This window comes from Desulfosarcina alkanivorans (assembly GCF_009688945.1).
GTDB classification, from domain to species: Bacteria; Desulfobacterota; Desulfobacteria; order Desulfobacterales; family Desulfosarcinaceae; genus Desulfosarcina; species Desulfosarcina alkanivorans.
On sequence record NZ_AP021874.1, the window covers coordinates 6,692,499 to 6,710,352 of the forward strand.

The following is a 17,854-nucleotide window of genomic DNA, read 5'->3' on the forward strand; positions in this document are numbered from 1 at the left end:
GACCGCGGGTCACATTTTCAGGTAGAGATCACTGATTTTTTCCCGGGTCATGACGGTCTTCCAGTCCCTGCCCAGGGCGTTTTCCCACAAGGGCTCCAGCACCAGGGCCACGTCGACCATCGTTTTCATCTGGTCATCGGTGATGCCGGCCGTCAGGTTGCGCGGCAGATCGATTCCCGATCGCGCCATCATCTGCCGGAATTCCCCGACCCCTTCGGGATAATAGTCTTCCAGATAGTCGAACGCCACACAGTTGCCGATGCCGTGATGCAGGCCCAGTACGAATGAAAGGCCGTAAGAAAGTGCATGGCAGATGCCCACCTGTGAGTAGGCGATGCTCATGCCGCCGCAGTAGGAGGCCATCATCAGCCGGTCGTCGGCGTCCTCGGGGGAGTCGAGGAACACGTCCCTGCACAGGTCCATGGCTTTTTCGCCGTAGGCCCGGGAAAAACTGTTGAGGTAGGTGCCCTCCAGGGATTCCACGCAGTGGATGTAGCAGTCCATGCCGGTGTAAAACCGCTGCGGGTTGGGCGCATCGGCGATCATTTCCGGATCCAGGACGATCTGGTCGAAGACGGTGTGGTCGGAGTTGATGCCCAGTTTTTTTTGCGGGCCGGTGAGCACCGTGGTCCGGGAGACCTCTGCGCCGGTGCCGGACAGGGTGGGCACGGCGGCATGGTAGACGGCCGGTTTTTTGATCAAGTCCCACCCCTGGTAGTCGGCGGCCGATCCCCGGTTGGTGAGCATGAGGGAGACGGCCTTGGCCAGGTCCATGGTACTGCCGCCGCCGATGCCGACAACGCCCGACGGGTGGCTGTCCTGCTTGCCGGCCATGTGCGCTTTGACCTGCATGACCAGCTGGTCGACGTAAACGGTCTTGGGTTCGTCATCGACATTGACCCAGACGAGCAGGTCGTCGGCATTGCGTGGCAGGCGGTTCTCCAGCGAACCGTCTTTAAACACGTCGTCCACCAGAAACACCATGACCGATTCACTGCCCTGGCGCTGCTCCTGGAGGATATCTCCCAGCTGCGAGAAGCACCCGCGGCCGAAGACCACTTTGGAGACCATTTTAAAGTTGCGAAACATATCGTTTTCCTTTTTTGTTGGTTTCTTATGCGTTTTAAAGCAAAGAGACGTCGTTCTCTAAGGTTCAAGGGTATGGTGCCAAGGCTGAAAGAACAAGAAACGAGGTATTCAAAAGAGGATCACCCCTTTCACCTGCCTCCCATTCCTGCCCCCTTGAATCCCCGAACCCTTCTATCAGGGGGCCTAACCAATTGTTTTCAAGGCCTTTACCGTTTTCTCCACACGTGTTTGCAGCTCCGTTTCGGTCCACCCCAGCTTGATCTGCATGGAGATGGCCCGCTGCATGATGGCATCGGACCGGGGGGTTTCCACGGAGCCGAAGTCCGGGCAATTGGCCAGGCATTGGACGGCCAGTCGGGACGAGGCTTTCATGGCATGGAAGTGGTCCCATTTGCGAAGGTAGTGCCAGTTGTTGTCGAACCAGTGAAAGCAGCCGTCCACGCCGGCCGCGCCCAGGGACTTGACCGCCTGCCGGGCGGTTTCTAGATCGGGCATGAAAAAAGAGAGAAACGTTGCCGAGTCGCCCGCGGGGTCCGGCAACTGCCTGAAGGTGATGCCGGGCAGGGTCGATATGGCATCCTTGATGGCGGCCTTGTTGCGCCGCTGGGTTTCCAGGATCCAGTCCAGTTTCCGCAACTGGGCCAGCCCCACGGCCGCATTCAGTTCGCTGATCCGGTAGTTGGCGCCGATAAAGAGGTGGTCTTCGGCGCCCCGGTCATTGCCGATGTGGTCATGCCCGTGGTCGGCATGGGCATGGGTGGCATCGTAGACCGCCCTGTCGTTGGTGACCACGGCACCGCCTTCTCCGCAGGTGATGGTCTTGACCGGATCGAAGGAAAAGCAGCCGGCCTTGCCGAAGCTGCCCAGCGCTTTCCCGTTGCAGCTGGCGCCCACGCTCTGGCAGGCGTCTTCCAGCAGAATCAGCCCTTTCTTGTCGCAGATCGCTTTGATTTCCTCGATGCGGGCCATGGCGCCGCACATGTGAACGGGAATGACGGCCCTGGTTGCCGGGGTCAGGGCCGCTTCCAGACCTTCCGGCGACAGGCAGAGGGTTTCGTCGATCTCGGCAAACACCGGCACCGCCCCGGCCATGAGCACCGACTCGACCGTCGCGACAAAGGTGAAGGGGGGAACGATCACCTCGTCGCCGGCACCGACGCCGCAGGCGGCCATGGCCGTAGAGAGGGCTGCGGTGCCGCTGGCGCACAGGTGGGCGTATTCAACACCCAGTCGCCGGGCCAGTTCCGTCTCAAATGTCCTGGCTTTCCAGTGGCCCTTGCGGGCCGCGTCAAAACCATAGCGGAACAGGACGCCTGTATCCAATACATCGTTGACCTGCTTGCGTTCTTCGTCGCCGAAGATTTCAAAACCGGGCATAATATATCTCCTTATATAACTCCGATAGATAACCAGCGAATATGGAACAGCCAAATTGCGCGTTATGAACTTTGTATCTGTTTACGGTTATCGGTTCACAGTTCACAGTTTTTTCAATGAACAATGCAAAGATGGAAGTCGTTTTAATATTGGCTTTAACGATGAAAACCCCATAGTCATCCTCAACCTTATGTTTTCCTTTAACCGTGAACCGATAACTGTAAACCGGGAACGCTATCCGCTGGTATCGCCAGCGGTTTTTTCTTTCTTTGCAAAATAGTCCTTGAAATAGTGTTCGATGGCCATCCGGGCGTATTGTCCGGCCCGGGTGCCGATATATTCCTCGTGGGCCACCATCACGGAAACCACCAGTTTTTCATGACCCTTCTTTTCCGTGGCAAATCCAACGAACCAGTCGAAGCGGGCGTCATGGGCCCGGTTGAAGATCGAGCCTGTTTTCCCTCCAAGGCGCAGCCGCGACAGCACCTTGCTGCGCCGGTGGCCGCGAAATATTTTTCTCGCGGTGCCCGAGGCCACGGTGGCGACCATGAGCTGGTCGATTACACCGGCGGTTTCGGGGGTTATCGCCGACGGTAAAAAGCGTGGCTCGGCCCGATAGACGGGGGTGCCGGCCTTGTCGATGATCCGGTCCACCAGGGTCGGTTCCGCCGGTATGCCGTCGTTGACGACCGCCGATGCGATCACCGCACCGTGAAGTGGGGAAATCGTCGTCTGGCGGTTGAATCCACTGGCAATTTCAGCCCGGTGGTAGGCGTCATCCTTCACCGCCAGGCGGCTGGTGGGCCAGGGGAGTTCGAAATCCACCCTCCGGTTGAAGGCGAAGGCGCTGCCGTAAGCTTCCAGGGCCTGCCGTTTCAGGTAGAGGGCCCCGATTTTTCCAAATACCGGGTTGACGGACTGGGCGAACGAATCCCGCAGAGAGATGGAATTGGTGTAACGGTTGGTTTTGTCCGTCAGCTGGCGCTTGTACAGTGTATGTTTATAGCCGTTGAACTTGAACCGGGAGCCTGCGGTGTAGCCTTTTTCTTCAACGGCGGCCGCCGCCGTCACAATCTTGAAGAGGCTGGCTGCGGGATAGTCGGCCGTCAGGCATGGATCCCGGTCCGGGTCTATTTTGTTGAATCCGGCCATGGCCACCAGCCGCCCCGTGTCCGGTGCCATGGCAACGATGCCGATATAGCGTGAGTTGACCCGGTCCATGCGTTTGAGCAGATACTGCTGCAACCCCAGATCCAGACTGGTGCTCAGCCGATAGGGCCGGCCGTCGAATTCCACCGTGACCGGTTGTGCTTCCAGGTTCATCAGGTGGGTGTTGCCCAGCAGGATATGCACATCGGTTTTTTCGATCAGTTCCCGGGGCTGCGCCGCCTGCTGCTGCGGAATCGGATCCGTGACGGGCAGGCCGGTCTCTCCGTTGATGCCTGCGGCGAAAACCCACCAGCCGCCTGTCAGCACCAGGATCAGCAGCCCGACCGCCAGCCACGGTCCGCCGCGGTCCAGCCGGACGCGGCGGGACGGCAGGTGCTGCCGCCTGAGGCGCTCCTGGTAAGCGACCCAGCTGGGTCGGGGTGGCGTATGGTTCTTTTTTTTAAAGAAGCGGGTCATTGCCGAAAATAGCGTTCCTGGCGACCATTAACTCAAGGCGGTGCCGGGTGCGACGGGTTTATCCAGCGTGGCAACGGTCACCCCGGCATCGTCCGTTGCCGCAATGAGCATACCCCTGGATAGAACCCCCATGAGCTTGACCGGTTTGAGGTTGGCCACGACGATGACCTGTTTGCCGACCAGTTCTTCGGGTGAATAGCTGCCGGCGATGCCGGAGACGATGGTTCGTTTATCGCCCAGGTCGACTTCCAGCTGGAGCAGTTTACGGGCCCGGGGAACGGCCTCGGCCGAAACGACTGTGGCCACCCGCAGGTCGACCTTGGCAAAATCGTCGATGCTGATTTCCGGCTTGATGGGTTTGTCCATTTTCTGTGATTCACTGCTTTCTGGGAGGGGTTGCCTGCTCTTGTCCAGATCGATGCGGGGGAAGAGAGATACGGATTTTCTCAGCTGAACGCCCGGCGCCATCCCTCGCCATGAGGCCAGCCGCTCCATTCGATAAAAATCGTCATCGCCCGCAAAGCCCAGGTGCTTTTGCATGTTGGCGGCGGTGTCGGGCATCACCGGATAGATCAGGCCGGAGATGATGCGCAGCCCTTCCAACAGGTTATAGATCACCGTTTCCAGTTGTTTGCGGGTGGCCTTGTTTTTGGCCAGCACCCACGGGGCGGTCACATCCACATACTTGTTCATGTGGGTGATGAAACCCCATACCGCCGCCAGTCCCTTGTGAAAAGCGAACGCTTCCATGCTGGCGGTGTAGGCCTCGATGGCCGCCCGGGAATTGGCTTCCAGACCCAGGTCCATTTCCTTTTCGACATCGGGGTCCGGTTCGGGAACCACACCACCGAAATATTTATGGGCCATGGAAAGCACCCGCGAAAACAGGTTGCCCAGGTCGTTGGCCAGGTCCGCGTTGATTCGCTGCACCAGGGCCTCTTCGTTGAAGTTGGAATCCAGGCCGAACGCCATGTCCCGCATGAGGAAAAAACGAAACGCGTCAAGGCCGTAAACGTTTTTCATTTCAAGAGGTTCCACCACATTGCCAATGCTTTTGGACATTTTGCTCTGGTCCACGTTCCAGTAACCATGGACATTCAGGTGCCGGTAAACGGGAATCCCGGCCGCCTTGAGCATGATCGGCCAGTAGATGCCGTGGGGTTTGAGAATGTCCTTGGCAACGATGTGCTGGGCCACGGGCCAGTAGGTTTGGTACAATTCACCATCCGGATAGCCCAGGGCCGATACATAGTTGAGCAGGGCATCGAACCAGACGTAGGTGACATAGTCATGGTCAAAGGGCAGGGTGATGCCCCACTTGATCCTGGATTTGGGCCGCGAGATACACAGGTCATCCAGGGGTTCCCGCAAAAACGCCAGGACTTCATTCCGGTAGCGTTCGGGACGGATGAAATCGGGGTTGGCGTTGATGTGGTCGATGAGCCACTGCTGGTACCGGCTCATTTTGAAAAAGTAGTTGGATTCCTTGATGGTTTCCGGCGGGGTCTGGTGGTCCGGGCAGCAGCCGTCCACCAGTTCCCGTTCGGTATAGAACCGCTCGCATCCAAAACAGTACAGGCCTTCGTATTCGCTGAAATAGATGTCGCCGGCATCATAGATGCGCTGGAGGATGGTTTCCACGACGGCCATATGGGCCGGGTCCGTGGTGCGGATAAAGTTGTCGTTGGATATGTTCAGCTCCGGCCACAGGTTGCGGAACAGGCCACTGATCCGGTCGACATACTGCCGCGGCGTACGGCCTTCCTTTTTGGCTGCGCGGACGATTTTATCTCCATGCTCGTCCGTACCGGTGAGGAAATAGGTCTGGTCGCTGGACATGGCGTGAAAACGCCGGACCACATCCGCTGCAATGGTGGTATAGGCATGGCCCAAATGGGGGCGGGCATTCACGTAGTAGATGGGGGTGGTTATATAAAACGGCGAGGCCATGGTTTATCTCCTGTTTGTGATGATGTCGTCGAGGCTTATTTCCGCTTCTCCGCCCTCTTCCAGACGGACCGTCAGGCGATTGCAGATGACGTTGTGGCGGGTTACTTTACCCCGGCCGTTTTTGGTGTTGACCATTTTCCCGATTTTGGGAAACCCCTGCTTCAGCTTGCGGTAGGTTTCGTTTTCAAATGTCAGGCAGCACATGAGCCGGCCACACTGCCCGGATATCTTGGTCGGGTTCAAGGAGAGCCCCTGCTGCTTGGCCATGCGGATGGATACCGGTTCGAACTTTTCCATGAATGACGAGCAGCAGAACACCCGTCCGCAACGGCCCATGCCGCCGCACATCTTGGCCTGGTTTCGAATGCCCACCTGGCGCATCTCGATGCGGACCCGGAACTGTTTGACCAGAATTTTGACCAGCTGCCTGAAATCCACGCGCCCGTCGGCGGTGAAAAAGAACGTCAACCGACTGGCATCGAAGGTGCTTTCGACGGAAAACAGGTTCATTTTCAGCCCGAGGTTCTTGATGCTTTTCAGGCAAAAGGCATGCGCCTCACGCTCCAGCGCCATGTTTTGCTCGACCTGGTTCAGGTCCTTTTCATTGGCTTTTCGAAATACCTTCTTCAGGGGTTTGCGCGGTCGGTTGCCCTCCTCGATCAACTCCGGCGCCGTCTCGACCGCACCGAAGCCCAGCCCCTTTTCCGTTTCCACGATAACCTGATCTCCAACGTTGAGGACAAATGCCCCGCAGCTGAAATCATATACCTTCCCGCCGGTTTTGAACCGGATTCCCACTTTTTTCTTCATGGTTTCTCGACTATCAGGTGCACGCCCCTGCTATTTGCAGGACCATCGCGTCCAGTGTCAATCTTGCGTTTGTATTGGATCGCAACGCCTTCAACGCGCGATCGACCGCATCGATTTGCAAAAGCAGCCGGGCCGGTTTGACCGATTCGGCGGCCCTTGAGAGGGCCTCCAGCCGATCCCGGTTTAAAACCCGCTGCGGATCATGTCTGGCCACCAGCACATCCCGAAACCACATAGTAACGATTTCCAGCGATTCTTCAATAAGATCCTTTTTCCTGGCAAGTTTTTCAGAAAATGCCAGCCAGGTGCGAATCTGTGGTGGCGGGGGGCCGGCCAACTGTTCGTCCATGACCCGGTGGATCCAGTCGCGGCGGCGAAGCCACCGGCTGTCCATCAATTTCTGTGCCCGGGTGAAGCTTCCGCCGCAAAGGGCGGAAACCGTTTCAGCGGATTCCGGTTCAATCCCGCCGGCCAGGGCCAGCAGCCGCTTGATGTCCGGGGCGCCGAGGGGGGAAAACCGGATGTGCCGGCACCGTGAAACGATCGTGGGCAGCAGGTCCGATGGCTGGCGCGCCGTCAGCACCAGCAGGGTCCGGTCCGGCGGTTCTTCCAGCACCTTCAACAACGCATTGCCCGCTTCCGCATTCATGGCCTGCGCTTCGGACAGGATGACCACCCGCCAGGCCGCCTCATTGGGCTTCAAGGCCAGTGATTGAAGCAGTGACCGGATCTGGGCGATTCGGATAACCGACGGCAGGGGGGCGACGCGGATAATATCCGGATGGTGGTTCCCGGCAATCTTTCTGCAGGGGCCGCAATCACCACAGGCGTCAATAATGGCATCGGGATGGGGTTGCCGGTCGATCGCCGATCCGAGTTTCCGGCAGTTGCAGGCCATGGCAAACGCCGTGGCCGTCGTTTTTTTTCCCACCCCGTCGTCACCGGTAAAGAGCAACGCATGGGGCATTGTCCCGTTGCGGATAAATGTCTTGAGCAGCTTGATGGGTTGCTGTTGGCCAACGATGGCGTTAAATCCGGTTGCCGTCGTCATTTTTTATGGATTCCGGGAGGTTGAATCGGTGCGGCACCCCTTTCGGCTGGGATCTGTAACCGGGTGGGGCGGCCGCCAGATGTTGGGTTCGCATGTTCTTTATTGATCCACCCGTTCCTTCAGTTCTTTGCCTGCTTTGAAAAAAGGAAGTTTTTTGGGTTTGATGGTGACCTTTTCACCGGTTTTGGGGTTCCTGCCCGTATAGCTTTTGTATTCTTTCACAAAGAAGCTGCATAGGCCGCGAATTTCAACGCGTTCTCCATCGGCCATGGCATCGGCCATACTGTCAAAAAAGATCTGGACCACTTTTGCCGCTTCGGATTTAGATATGTCAGCCTTGGTCTTCAAAGCGGAGATGAGCTCCAGTTTGTTCATGAATCCTCCTTGAACGATCAGTAGTGTATACGGGATTGAAAATGATTCTATAAAATAGAACTTAATAGAAAGTCAAGTAGTTATGATAATATTTCCGGCAGTTTCTCCACGTCGGCGGCATCGACGTTGACGGCGGCGAACTGCCCCAGGGCCTCGATATTGACGATGACGCGGCCGTCTCCACGGTAGCTCGAGAAAATGCCGGTCACCCCGGCAAATGGACCACTGATCACCATCACCCGGTCTCCTTTTTTGAACCGGGTGCCGGTAATGACCTCGCCATCCGTTGAAACCATGATCTTGAGGGACGCAATGGTGCCATCGGCAATGGGCACCGGGCCCCGGGTGCTTCCGATGAGCCGCACCGCTCCCGTGGTTTTTAATATTTCAATGTGTTCGTATGGGTTGAGATCGGTCCTGACAAACACATAGCCGGGGAAAAGAGGCACCCGGATCATCTTGTGCCGGTCCCGGCGCCGGCTCTTCACCGTAATCTTGGGCAGGAAGACGTCCAGGGTCTTTCTTTCCAGGCCTTCGTTGACCACATTCTCGAAACGGCTCTTGGTGTGCAGTGCGTACCAGGCGCGCGTCAGTTTGTCTCCAGCCATGGGATGTGATCCTGTTGGTTGAAATGGCATCAATGGCCCCGGCGGCTTGTCCGATAACCCGCCGGCGGCAGACCCGTTTATCATCCCTCCCACCAAAAGGCAATTGGCATTCGCATCCCTTATTCTCCGAATCCGCCGATGCCCGTCAGGTTGATCAGGAAGGAGAACCGGTTATCCTCGCCTTCCTCGGCATAGAAGCAGTCGATGGACCAGCATTGGGCCGCGTACAGAAAGCCGACACCCGTAATGATGTCTTCCCGTTCCAGCAGGTTTCGTTCGTATTCGCCCCTGACAGTGAGGCGGTCGGCCAGCCTCACGGACAGGGTGCCGCGTATGGATTCACTCTCGCTTTTTTCGTAGCGGTGTTCGATCCATAACCGGTCCCCCCGACGGTCGGCGATGGCGGCGGCCACATTGTGCGATGAAAAATGGCTTTCGTAAGTGTCAAAACTGGCATCGGAATCGATCTTCAAATATCGGCCGAGATTGAATTCCAGTTCGCCATAGATGTCGGAAAAAGGTTCGGGGTCATCATCCCGCTCCGCTGTGATATCGTAGGTCTGTTCCAGATAAAACCGGCAAAATCGACTATAGTCAAAGAGTTGGGGCTCCACCCGGTTTTCCTGAACCCGGTCGCCTGACCTCCCTGCCGGTTCCGATTCGGCCCGTTTCGTGGATGGCGTGGCCGTGGGGACCGCACTGGTCGTTCTTGCCGTAAGGGTGTTGGTCAGCGAGTAGGTGATCTCGTTGGCCTCGTCAATCCGGTCTATTTCGGTATCAAAATCGGGCAGGTCCGATTGATCCTGGTCAGGGATATACGTGTAAACCACCCGCGGCCTGATGCTGTGGCGGATTCGCTCGACTGCCGCCACCGGAGAGCCCATGACTTTCGAAAATTCCGTGGAGAGATCCAGCCGGGCGTCAACGATCTGCCGGTAGGTGGATCGATCCGGCGTTTCATCCTCCCGGCGGTCCATCCGCCAGGTGGTCTGCCGCCAGCCGGCAGACGGTTCTATGGACAGATAATTTTTCCACCTGAGTGGCAGATAGGCCCGGGGGTAGAGGTCTGCACGGTGGCCCCGGTCGCCGTCTTCCCGGTAAAAATAGGTGTATTCGGAGTCCAGGTCCCAGTAGATGCCGCTGTCGAACGCCTGCTGCTTGACGCTGTTGAACGCGATGAAAGGGAGTTGCTGCAGGGTGTCGTCGGTTTCTTCCCAGCGCCGGTTGGTCACATTGTCGTTCCATATCAGGTCGCCGTTCAGGGACGAACGTGACCAGGTCCGGTTGACCTTCAGTCGATTGGTGCGTGTGGTTTCATCGTAGGTGTCCAGGTCCCGGCCGAACGTCTCCAGGAAAAAATCCCGGGTTTCGTTAAACCCGCTTTTCCCCTCCCTGAACTCGACCAGGTAGTCCTGGTCGCTGACGATGTCCAGATCCAGTTGTGCGTTGGCCCCCCAGGGCAGCTCCTGGTCAAGTTTGGCCCTGAGCCAGTATCGGTCCGTGTTGGGCCGATCGTAGCCGTCGTCATCGTAGCCCCACTTCTTGGTTGCTTCCGAGGTGCCGTCGTCGACTTTGCGATCCTGCAGGCCGTCGGCCATGATGGCGCCATAGGCGCCGTTGGTCAGGGCGTAGCGATATTCCAGGCCTGCCTTGATGCCCCTTTCCTCCATGTAGTGGGCGTATACGGTGGCATCGCTGCTGTCGCTGATGGCCCAGAACAAGGGCTGATCCCAGGAAAACCCCTTGCGGTCCGAGTAACCCACCTCCGGGATGAGCAGGCCCGTCTGGCGCCTGGTCTTTGCCGGGAACAGCAGGTATGGCGTGTACAGCACCGGTACATCCCGGGCCCTGAGCACGGCGTGGGTGGCGCTGCCGTAGCCTTCGACGGTCACCTCGACCGTCCGGGCGGTGATGACCCAGTCCGGGCGGTCGCCGTCACAGCTGGTGATCGATCCCCTTTCCGCCCGGTAGGTATCCTTTCCGGTCTTTTCGATGCGCTGGCCGCGGATGTAAAAATGATTTTTCCTCAAAAATATGGTGCCGTCGTTCACGACGCCGGTTTCCCTGTCCAGGTCCATTTCCAGCCGGTCCCCGGTCAGGATGTCACTGCCCGCCGTCAGGACGACGTGACCGGCGGCCGAGGCGGTCATGGCCTTGTGGTTGAACGATACCCTGTCGGCCACCAGACGGGTGGTCTGCTTTTCGATGATGACATTGCCCCTGGCGTGATAGGTCGCTGCGGCGGCATCGTAGTCGACCGTATCCGCACTGATCTGCCAGGGCACTTTCGGACTGCCGGTGAACCGGTTCGTAAGGGACTCCGCACAGGCATGCGGGCACCCGAGCGTCCCGAAGAGGATGGCCAGGAATGCAGCCGCAACGTGTATGACGGGAGGCGATGGTCTGAACATGAACGGCCGCATCAATCGATTAAAGACATAGACGTTATGGGAAAGAGATGATTTTTGCTTGGATCCCGCCGGAGCGGGCGAAGGATAACCGCTTGCACATAAATGAAAAATTCAATATAAAGCTATCCTGCCTGAAAATGCAACAATAGTTTTATCCGTCGACCCGTGACCGGCGCGACACCCGATGCGGGTGATGCCAGGATGAAAACGAGTGCTCATGCATGTAATGCTGACCAATGACGATGGTATCCATGCCCCCGGATTGGGGGCCCTGTTCGATGCCTTTTCCAGCCGGCACCAGGTGACCGTGGTTGCACCGGACCGCGAGCGCAGCGCTGTGGGCCACGGAATTACCCTGCACCAGCCCATCCGATTCGAAGAGACCCGGGTCAATGGGGGCATGGCCGGCTTTGCCGTCAGCGGCACACCGGCGGACTGCGTTAAACTGGGACTGGCGGAACTGCTGGACACCCCGCCGGACCTGGTGGTCTCGGGTATCAACCCGGGGGCCAATGTGGGCATCAATGTCAATTATTCCGGTACGGTCGCAGCCGCCAAAGAAGCCGCCATGGCAGGCATCCCCGCCATGGCTGTCTCCATCATTTCACCCGGTGACCGGCATGTCGGCGCTGCCGCCCGGTTTGCCGAAGCGCTTTCACGCCGGGTGACGGGACAGGCGCTGCCCGCGGGCACGTTTCTCAATGTCAATTTTCCCGACCTGCCCATGGACCGGATCCGTGGTGTTCGATGGAGCCGACAGGGTGCCGGCGGTGTTGCCCGGCACTTTGAAAAACGACGGGATCCCCGGGACCGGATATACTACTGGCAGGGGTGTGACAGCCAGTCCGCCGACGACCCGCCGGACGTCGACGGGGCTGCCCTGGGCAACCGCTATATTTCCATCACGCCGATCAAATGCGACATGACCGATTACGACGCCCTGAGGGAACTGGCCCGGTGGAATATACCCGTAACCCCTTAACCCGAGGCCGTTCGTTGCCCAACGGCCGGGATACGGAGACTGTGATGACCAAACGTTTTGTCTCTGAGCTTGTGGCCGGCAGCGCCATTGACGAGGTGTTTCTGCTGGCCCAGCGCAACATGGCCCATAAAAAGGACGGCAATCCTTTTTTGAATGTGACCCTGTCAGACCGCACCGGCCAGGTCAAAGGGGTGGTGTGGGACCAGGTGGAGCGCATCGTTGCGGCAGTTGCCGAGGGAGACTTCGTCCATGTTCGGGCGCAGGTGAGCGAATACCGGGGCAGCCTTCAGGTGGTCGTCAAGGACATGGTCCGGGTGCCTCCGGAACAGGTGGATGTCGACGATTTCCTGGAGGCCACGACCCGCGATGTGGGCAAGATGCTGGCGCGGCTCAAGGAGATGACCGGCCGGATGAAAACGCCCTGTCTGAAGGCCCTGTTCGATGCATTCTGGGCCGATGACGCGTTCGTGGCCGCCTACGTCCGGGCGCCTGCCGCCAAGCTCATGCACCATGCTTACATCGGCGGGCTTCTGGAACACACCCTCTCCATGGCCGTTTTGTCGGAAATGATAGCCGGCCACTACAGCGGTGTGGACCGTGACCTGCTGCTGGCCGGGGTGATCCTCCACGACGTGGGCAAGACCCGGGAACTGGAATACACCCGCAGCATCGACTACTCCGATGAAGGCCGCCTGCTCAGCCACATCATCATCGGCCTGTCCATGCTGGATGAAAAACTCAAACAGGTACCGGATTTCCCGGAGCTTCAGGCGCAACTGCTCAAGCACATGATCGTCAGTCATCACGGTACCCGGGCCTTTGGCTCCCCCGAACCGCCCAAGACCATCGAGGCGGTCCTGCTCAATTTTATCGACGAGATGGATTCACGGGTCAACAGCATCCGCGAATATGTGGCCAAAGACCCGTCGGACGGATCGTGGACGCCCTATCATCGCCTGCTGGAGCGCCATTTTTACAAGGGGCCCAGGGTGAGCGATTCGCCGGAAGGCTGACAGGCCTTTTTAATTGTTAATGGTTGTATTCCGGCTGTTTTTGGGAAGATAGAATACCTTCATTCAAAATCAAGAATTTATAATTCATAATTGGATTCCCGTTGATAGTTACGCGCATCAATGAATCCGGTGACATTGATTATTGGAACTTAATTCCGAAATGAAAAAATCCGGTTATGTTCATCACTCTTGAAGGCATCGAAGGGTCCGGAAAAACGACCCAGATGCGGACGATTGCCCGATGGCTGACAACCGCCGGTCGGGATTTTTTGACCACCCGAGAGCCCGGAGGCACGCCCATCGGAACCCAGATCCGTTCCGTTCTGCTTAACCCGGAAAACAGGGACCTGGCGCCCATGGCCGAGCTGCTGCTCTACGTGGCGGACCGGGTCCAGCACCTGGAAACGGCAGTCCGCCCGGCCCTGGCGGCCGGCAAAGTGGTGGTCTGTGACCGCTACTTCGACGCCACCCTGGTCTACCAGGGCTATGCCCGGGGCCTGGACCGGGACACGATACACGAACTGCACCGGCTGGCCTGCGGCGGCTTGACGCCCGACCTGACGCTTCTTTTGGATCTGGAGCCCGGAGCCGGACTGGCCCGTGCCTGGCGCCGGATCCACGCCGATACCGCCCACGCACAGGAATCCCGCTTTGAAAAGGAGCAGCTGGATTTCCATCAGCGGGTGAGGGCCGGTTACCTGGACCTGGCCGGCCTCCAGCCGCAGCGATTTGTCATCATCGACGCCGCCCTTGACGAAACGGCAGTCGGCGTGCAGATCGAGGCCGCGCTGGCAGCGCATGTGACGGGTCGGCAGTGAATGCCCGAATGACCGGCGATAATTTTAAATGTTGAATCCTTAATTTAAAATGGACGTATTGGGCCTGTTGAAACGACAGAATGCCTTCATTCAACATTAAGAATTCAAAATTGGAACCCCATTGGCATTTGTGTGTATCAATGAGCCCGGCGGCATCGTCTGTTGGCATGTCGCTCCGTTTTTTTCCCATCGCAGACGGATATCAGTGTCATGAGCCCCAGCATCCTCAATCATATCGGCAATACCCCCCTGGTGGAAATCCGGCGGTTGAACCCCAATCCGAATGTGCGCATACTGGCCAAACTGGAGTATCTCAATCCCGGCGGGTCCATCAAGGACCGGCCGGCCCTGTCCATGATCGAGGACGGGGAACGGTCGGGTGAACTGAAACCGGGCAAGACGGTGATCGAAGCCACCAGCGGCAACACGGGCATCGGCCTGGCCATGGTCTGCTCGGTCAAGGGCTACCCTTTGCTGCTGGCCATGAGCGAAGCGGCCAGTGTGGAGCGGCAGAAGATTCTCAGGGCGCGCGGTGCCGAAATCCTGCTCACGCCCGGCCACCTGGGAACCGATGGCGCCATCGAGGAGGTGTACCGCCTGGCGCGGGAAAACCCCGACACCTATTTCATGACCGACCAGTACAACAACCCGGCCAACTGGAAGGCCCATTACCATGGCACCGCGGTGGAGATGTGGGAACAGACCGGCGGGACGATGACCCATCTGGTGGCCACCATGGGCACCTCGGGAACCCTGATGGGGTTGTCCCGGCGGTTAAAGGAATTCAGCCCCCGGATCCGGATTGTCGGTGTGGAACCCTACCTTGGGCACCGCCTTCAGGGGCTTAAAAATATGAAGGAGGCCTACCAGCCGGAACTGTTCGACAAACACCTGCTGGACGAGAAGGTCAACGTCGAGGATGAACCGGCGTTCGAGATGACCCGGCGCCTGGCCAGGGAAGAGGGCCTCATGGTGGGCATGAGCAGCGGGGCTGCCCTGGTGGTGGCCGTCGATATTGCCCGAAACCTCGATCAGGGGACGCTGGTGGTGGTGTTCCCCGACGGCGGTGAACGCTACCTTTCCACAACGTTGTTTGCCGTCCAGGAGAAGATCGATCTCCAATTGTTCAATACCATGACGCGCAAGAAAGAGCGCTTTCTGCCGGTGAACCCCGGAAAGGTATCCATGTACGCCTGCGGGCCCACCGCCCATGCGCGAATGCACGTGGGGGAGGGGCGCCGTTTCATTTTTTCGGACCTGCTGGCCCGCTACCTGGCCTTCCGGGGGTACGCGGTCAAGCAGGTGATGAACATCACCGATCTGGACGACAAAACCATCGAGGGGTCGCAGCAGGCCGGCATGTCCCTGAAAGACTATACGGGCATGCACATCGATGCCTTCCATGAGGATCTTCGCACCCTGGGCATTCAACCGGCCGACCACTACCCCAGGGCCAGCGAGCACGCCGACGAGATGGTCAGCCTGGCCGACCGGCTGGTCAAGAAAGGTTATGCTTACGAAAAGCTGCGCTCGATTTATTTCGACATTTCGCGTTTCAAGGCCTACGGTCGGCTGTCGGGCGTCGATCTGAACAAAATCCGCCTCGGCGCAACCGTGGACCTGGAAGAGTATGAAAAGGACAATCCCCGTGATTTTACCCTGCTCAAGCGGACCCGGCTGTCGGAACTCAAGCGGGGCATCTTCACCCGGACCGACTGGGGCAACATGCGCCCATCCTGGCACCTGCAGTGTGCGGCCATGTCCATGCGCTATCTGGGGGATTATTATGATATTCATTGCGCCGGCCGGGAACTGGTTTTCCCCCATCACGAAAATGAAATCGCCATTGCCGGTGCCCTGACGGGAAAAACCCTGGCCAAATACTGGATCCACTGTGACCGTGTGCTGGTGGACGGTAAGAAGGTGGATGAAAAGGGCGACGCCCTGACCATCCAGGATCTGCTGGACATGGGGTATACGGGGCGGGAAATCCGCTTCTGGCTGCTTTCGGTCAATTACCGCAAGCCGGTCCTGTTTTCCGAAGCGCGTCTGGACCGGGTGCGCAAGACACTGGCGCGACTGGATGCCTGCATTCGCGCCCTCAAAAATGTCCGCCAGGGGAACCCTTACCCGGAACTGGATCAGCTGTGCTACGATATCAAAAACGGTTTTACCACGGCCATGGACGACGACCTGAACATTTCTGCCGGCCTGGCGGCCCTGTTCGCCGTGGTCAAGCGTATCAACACGCTGATATTAAACGGTGACCTCGATCGTGCCGGCGCCCGGAAAGTGCTGGACACGCTGGCTGGCATCAACGCGGTGCTGAACCTGTTCGATTTTGAAGATGAAGCCCGGGACCCGGCCGTTCAGGACCTCATGGCCCGGCGCACCCGTGCACGGCAGGCCAGGGACTGGGCCCTTGCGGACCGGTTGCGTGATCAGTTGCTGGCCAAGGGGGTGGTTCCCCGTGATGAGAAAGCAGACGAATAGTTGAACGATGCCCGTTCCTGACAGACAAAGAAAATTTAGGGAGATCCCAATGACCCCAGCATACATGCCTTTTACCTACCTGTCGGAGTCCACGGCCCGCCTGCTGGCCGGCCTGGTGGGGCCCATTGTCGTATATCAGCCGTCCCCGAAAGGCATTTCCGACGGCCTGAGCGTCCTCGCATCCCGGGGGGTCGTCGATATCCGGACACCGATCGTCGACGATGATGACCGGGTGCGCGCCGCCCTGGCGGAATTCACGGACTGGGCCCGGCAGAACCCGGGAGCGTCGACCCCGGGTGCCGGTTATTTCGGCGCCCGTCAGGGGCAGATTCCTTTTTTCGATGAAACCACCATCAACCGGATTCGCAGCGACATCCAGCGGTATCATTCTGCGGATCCCCTGGCGGACGCATCGGAGGCGGGGTTCAGCGCCCGGCTGTTCCTGGCCGTGGCCCAGGAGAACGACTCTGCCGCCGACCACCTCGATCAGGACCTCAGCCGGGTCGACGCACTGGAGAAGGATTTTCTGGATGCCATGAAGGATGCCGACGATGCGGCATTCAACCGCAAGGCATACGCTGGGACGCTCTGGCGTGAGGATCCCGGAGCCAAGCTGACCGGGCAGCGCATTCGCGCCTGGTCCAGTCTTGCCGTGGCCGACAGCGTGCTGCCCGACCTGCTGGTTACCACCAGCAGGTCGGTAATGGAGACCCTGATGGACATCCATGGCGAAACCCTCGATCTCCAACGGCTGGGTGATGCGCGACTTTCCGTTCCGCCTGCCGATGCACCATCGGTAATGGGCCGGCTGCTGGCTGACCTGGCCACCCAGGCCACCCTGTCACCCGCTGATTTAACGCCCATTTCAGCCCCGGCCGCCGATTTGCCTTCCGAACCGGCCGTCACCGTCACCCTATTCGGCGCCGGGAATCATTCGCCGGCGGCCGTCCTGGGCCGGATGGCCCCTGCCGCCGCCGCTTCACCCCGGGAGGATGGCACCCCGGGACCGATCCGCCACACCCTGTTTCTGCTGGTGGAACGTTGATGCCGGGGCTGGTGACGCGGGTGCGGGGTTGCTGTCCCCAAGCCCTGTGGCGGCCCGCCAAAGAAAATAACAAAACCCATGACCCACCCTGTGGCGGCCCTCGGTGGCCTGCCACGGGAAGGTTATAAAAGCCCATTTGACGGGGATTTGCGGGCTGTCGGCCTGGGCGCCGAAAAAAACGGTTTCAACGCTTGACTGGGTCTATT

At 58.8% G+C, this 17,854-nt stretch carries 14 protein-coding genes; 5 read left to right on the top strand and 9 right to left on the bottom strand.

The window, feature by feature from the left end; genetic code table 11:
- Window positions 1–9 precede the first annotated feature (9 nt).
- From DSCA_RS29060 to DSCA_RS29100, 9 genes are all read right to left on the bottom strand, one after another.
- Window positions 10–1,089 (bottom strand): iron-containing alcohol dehydrogenase family protein, encoded by a 1,080-nt coding sequence (locus DSCA_RS29060; RefSeq protein ID WP_155319771.1) that lies wholly within the window; start codon window positions 1,087–1,089, stop codon window positions 10–12.
- 183 nt (window positions 1,090–1,272) lie between these two features.
- Window positions 1,273–2,466: a DegT/DnrJ/EryC1/StrS family aminotransferase gene (locus DSCA_RS29065; protein WP_155319772.1), complete on the bottom strand. Its 1,194-nt coding sequence runs from the start codon at window positions 2,464–2,466 to the stop codon at window positions 1,273–1,275.
- A gap of 234 nt (window positions 2,467–2,700) precedes the next feature.
- On the bottom strand, window positions 2,701–4,092 hold the full coding sequence (locus DSCA_RS29070; RefSeq protein WP_155319773.1) for a penicillin-binding transpeptidase domain-containing protein: 1,392 nt from the start codon (window positions 4,090–4,092) through the stop codon (window positions 2,701–2,703).
- A 27-nt stretch (window positions 4,093–4,119) separates the two neighbouring features.
- Window positions 4,120–6,042, bottom strand: a complete 1,923-nt coding sequence (metG, locus tag DSCA_RS29075; protein ID WP_155319774.1) for a methionine--tRNA ligase — start codon at window positions 6,040–6,042, stop codon at window positions 4,120–4,122.
- Between the two features lie 3 nt (window positions 6,043–6,045).
- Entirely contained in the window at window positions 6,046–6,852 is an 807-nt protein-coding gene (locus DSCA_RS29080) for a PSP1 domain-containing protein (protein ID WP_155319775.1), read from the bottom strand.
- Between the two features lie 13 nt (window positions 6,853–6,865).
- Window positions 6,866–7,903, bottom strand: a complete 1,038-nt coding sequence (holB, locus tag DSCA_RS29085) for a DNA polymerase III subunit delta' (protein ID WP_155319776.1) — start codon at window positions 7,901–7,903, stop codon at window positions 6,866–6,868.
- 99 nt (window positions 7,904–8,002) lie between these two features.
- A complete protein-coding gene (locus tag DSCA_RS29090) occupies window positions 8,003–8,278 on the bottom strand; it encodes an HU family DNA-binding protein (RefSeq protein WP_155319777.1) in 276 nt (91 codons plus the stop codon).
- An 80-nt stretch (window positions 8,279–8,358) separates the two neighbouring features.
- Window positions 8,359–8,886 carry a transcription termination/antitermination protein NusG gene (gene nusG / locus DSCA_RS29095; RefSeq protein ID WP_155319778.1) on the bottom strand — a complete coding sequence of 176 codons (528 nt, stop codon included), beginning with the start codon at window positions 8,884–8,886 and terminating at the stop codon, window positions 8,359–8,361.
- 119 nt (window positions 8,887–9,005) lie between these two features.
- Window positions 9,006–11,297, bottom strand: a complete 2,292-nt coding sequence (locus DSCA_RS29100) for an LPS-assembly protein LptD (RefSeq protein ID WP_167528002.1) — start codon at window positions 11,295–11,297, stop codon at window positions 9,006–9,008.
- 217 nt (window positions 11,298–11,514) lie between these two features.
- Here DSCA_RS29100 and surE point away from each other — a divergent pair, with 217 nt between their 5' ends.
- The 5 genes from surE to DSCA_RS29125 all read left to right on the top strand — a co-directional run bounded on the left by surE (window position 11,515) and on the right by DSCA_RS29125 (window position 17,648).
- Window positions 11,515–12,279, top strand: coding sequence for a 5'/3'-nucleotidase SurE (surE, locus tag DSCA_RS29105; protein ID WP_155320591.1), 765 nt, complete (start codon window positions 11,515–11,517; stop codon window positions 12,277–12,279).
- A 44-nt stretch (window positions 12,280–12,323) separates the two neighbouring features.
- Entirely contained in the window at window positions 12,324–13,292 is a 969-nt protein-coding gene (locus DSCA_RS29110) for a 3'-5' exoribonuclease YhaM family protein (protein ID WP_167528003.1), read from the top strand.
- 176 nt (window positions 13,293–13,468) lie between these two features.
- Complete coding sequence (tmk, locus tag DSCA_RS29115) at window positions 13,469–14,110, top strand: dTMP kinase (RefSeq protein ID WP_155319781.1); 642 nt, start codon at window positions 13,469–13,471, stop codon at window positions 14,108–14,110.
- 210 nt (window positions 14,111–14,320) lie between these two features.
- Entirely contained in the window at window positions 14,321–16,603 is a 2,283-nt protein-coding gene (cysS, locus tag DSCA_RS29120; protein WP_155319782.1) for a cysteine--tRNA ligase, read from the top strand.
- A 49-nt stretch (window positions 16,604–16,652) separates the two neighbouring features.
- On the top strand, window positions 16,653–17,648 hold the full coding sequence (locus tag DSCA_RS29125; protein WP_155319783.1) for a hypothetical protein: 996 nt from the start codon (window positions 16,653–16,655) through the stop codon (window positions 17,646–17,648).
- Window positions 17,649–17,854: the final 206 nt, after the last annotated feature.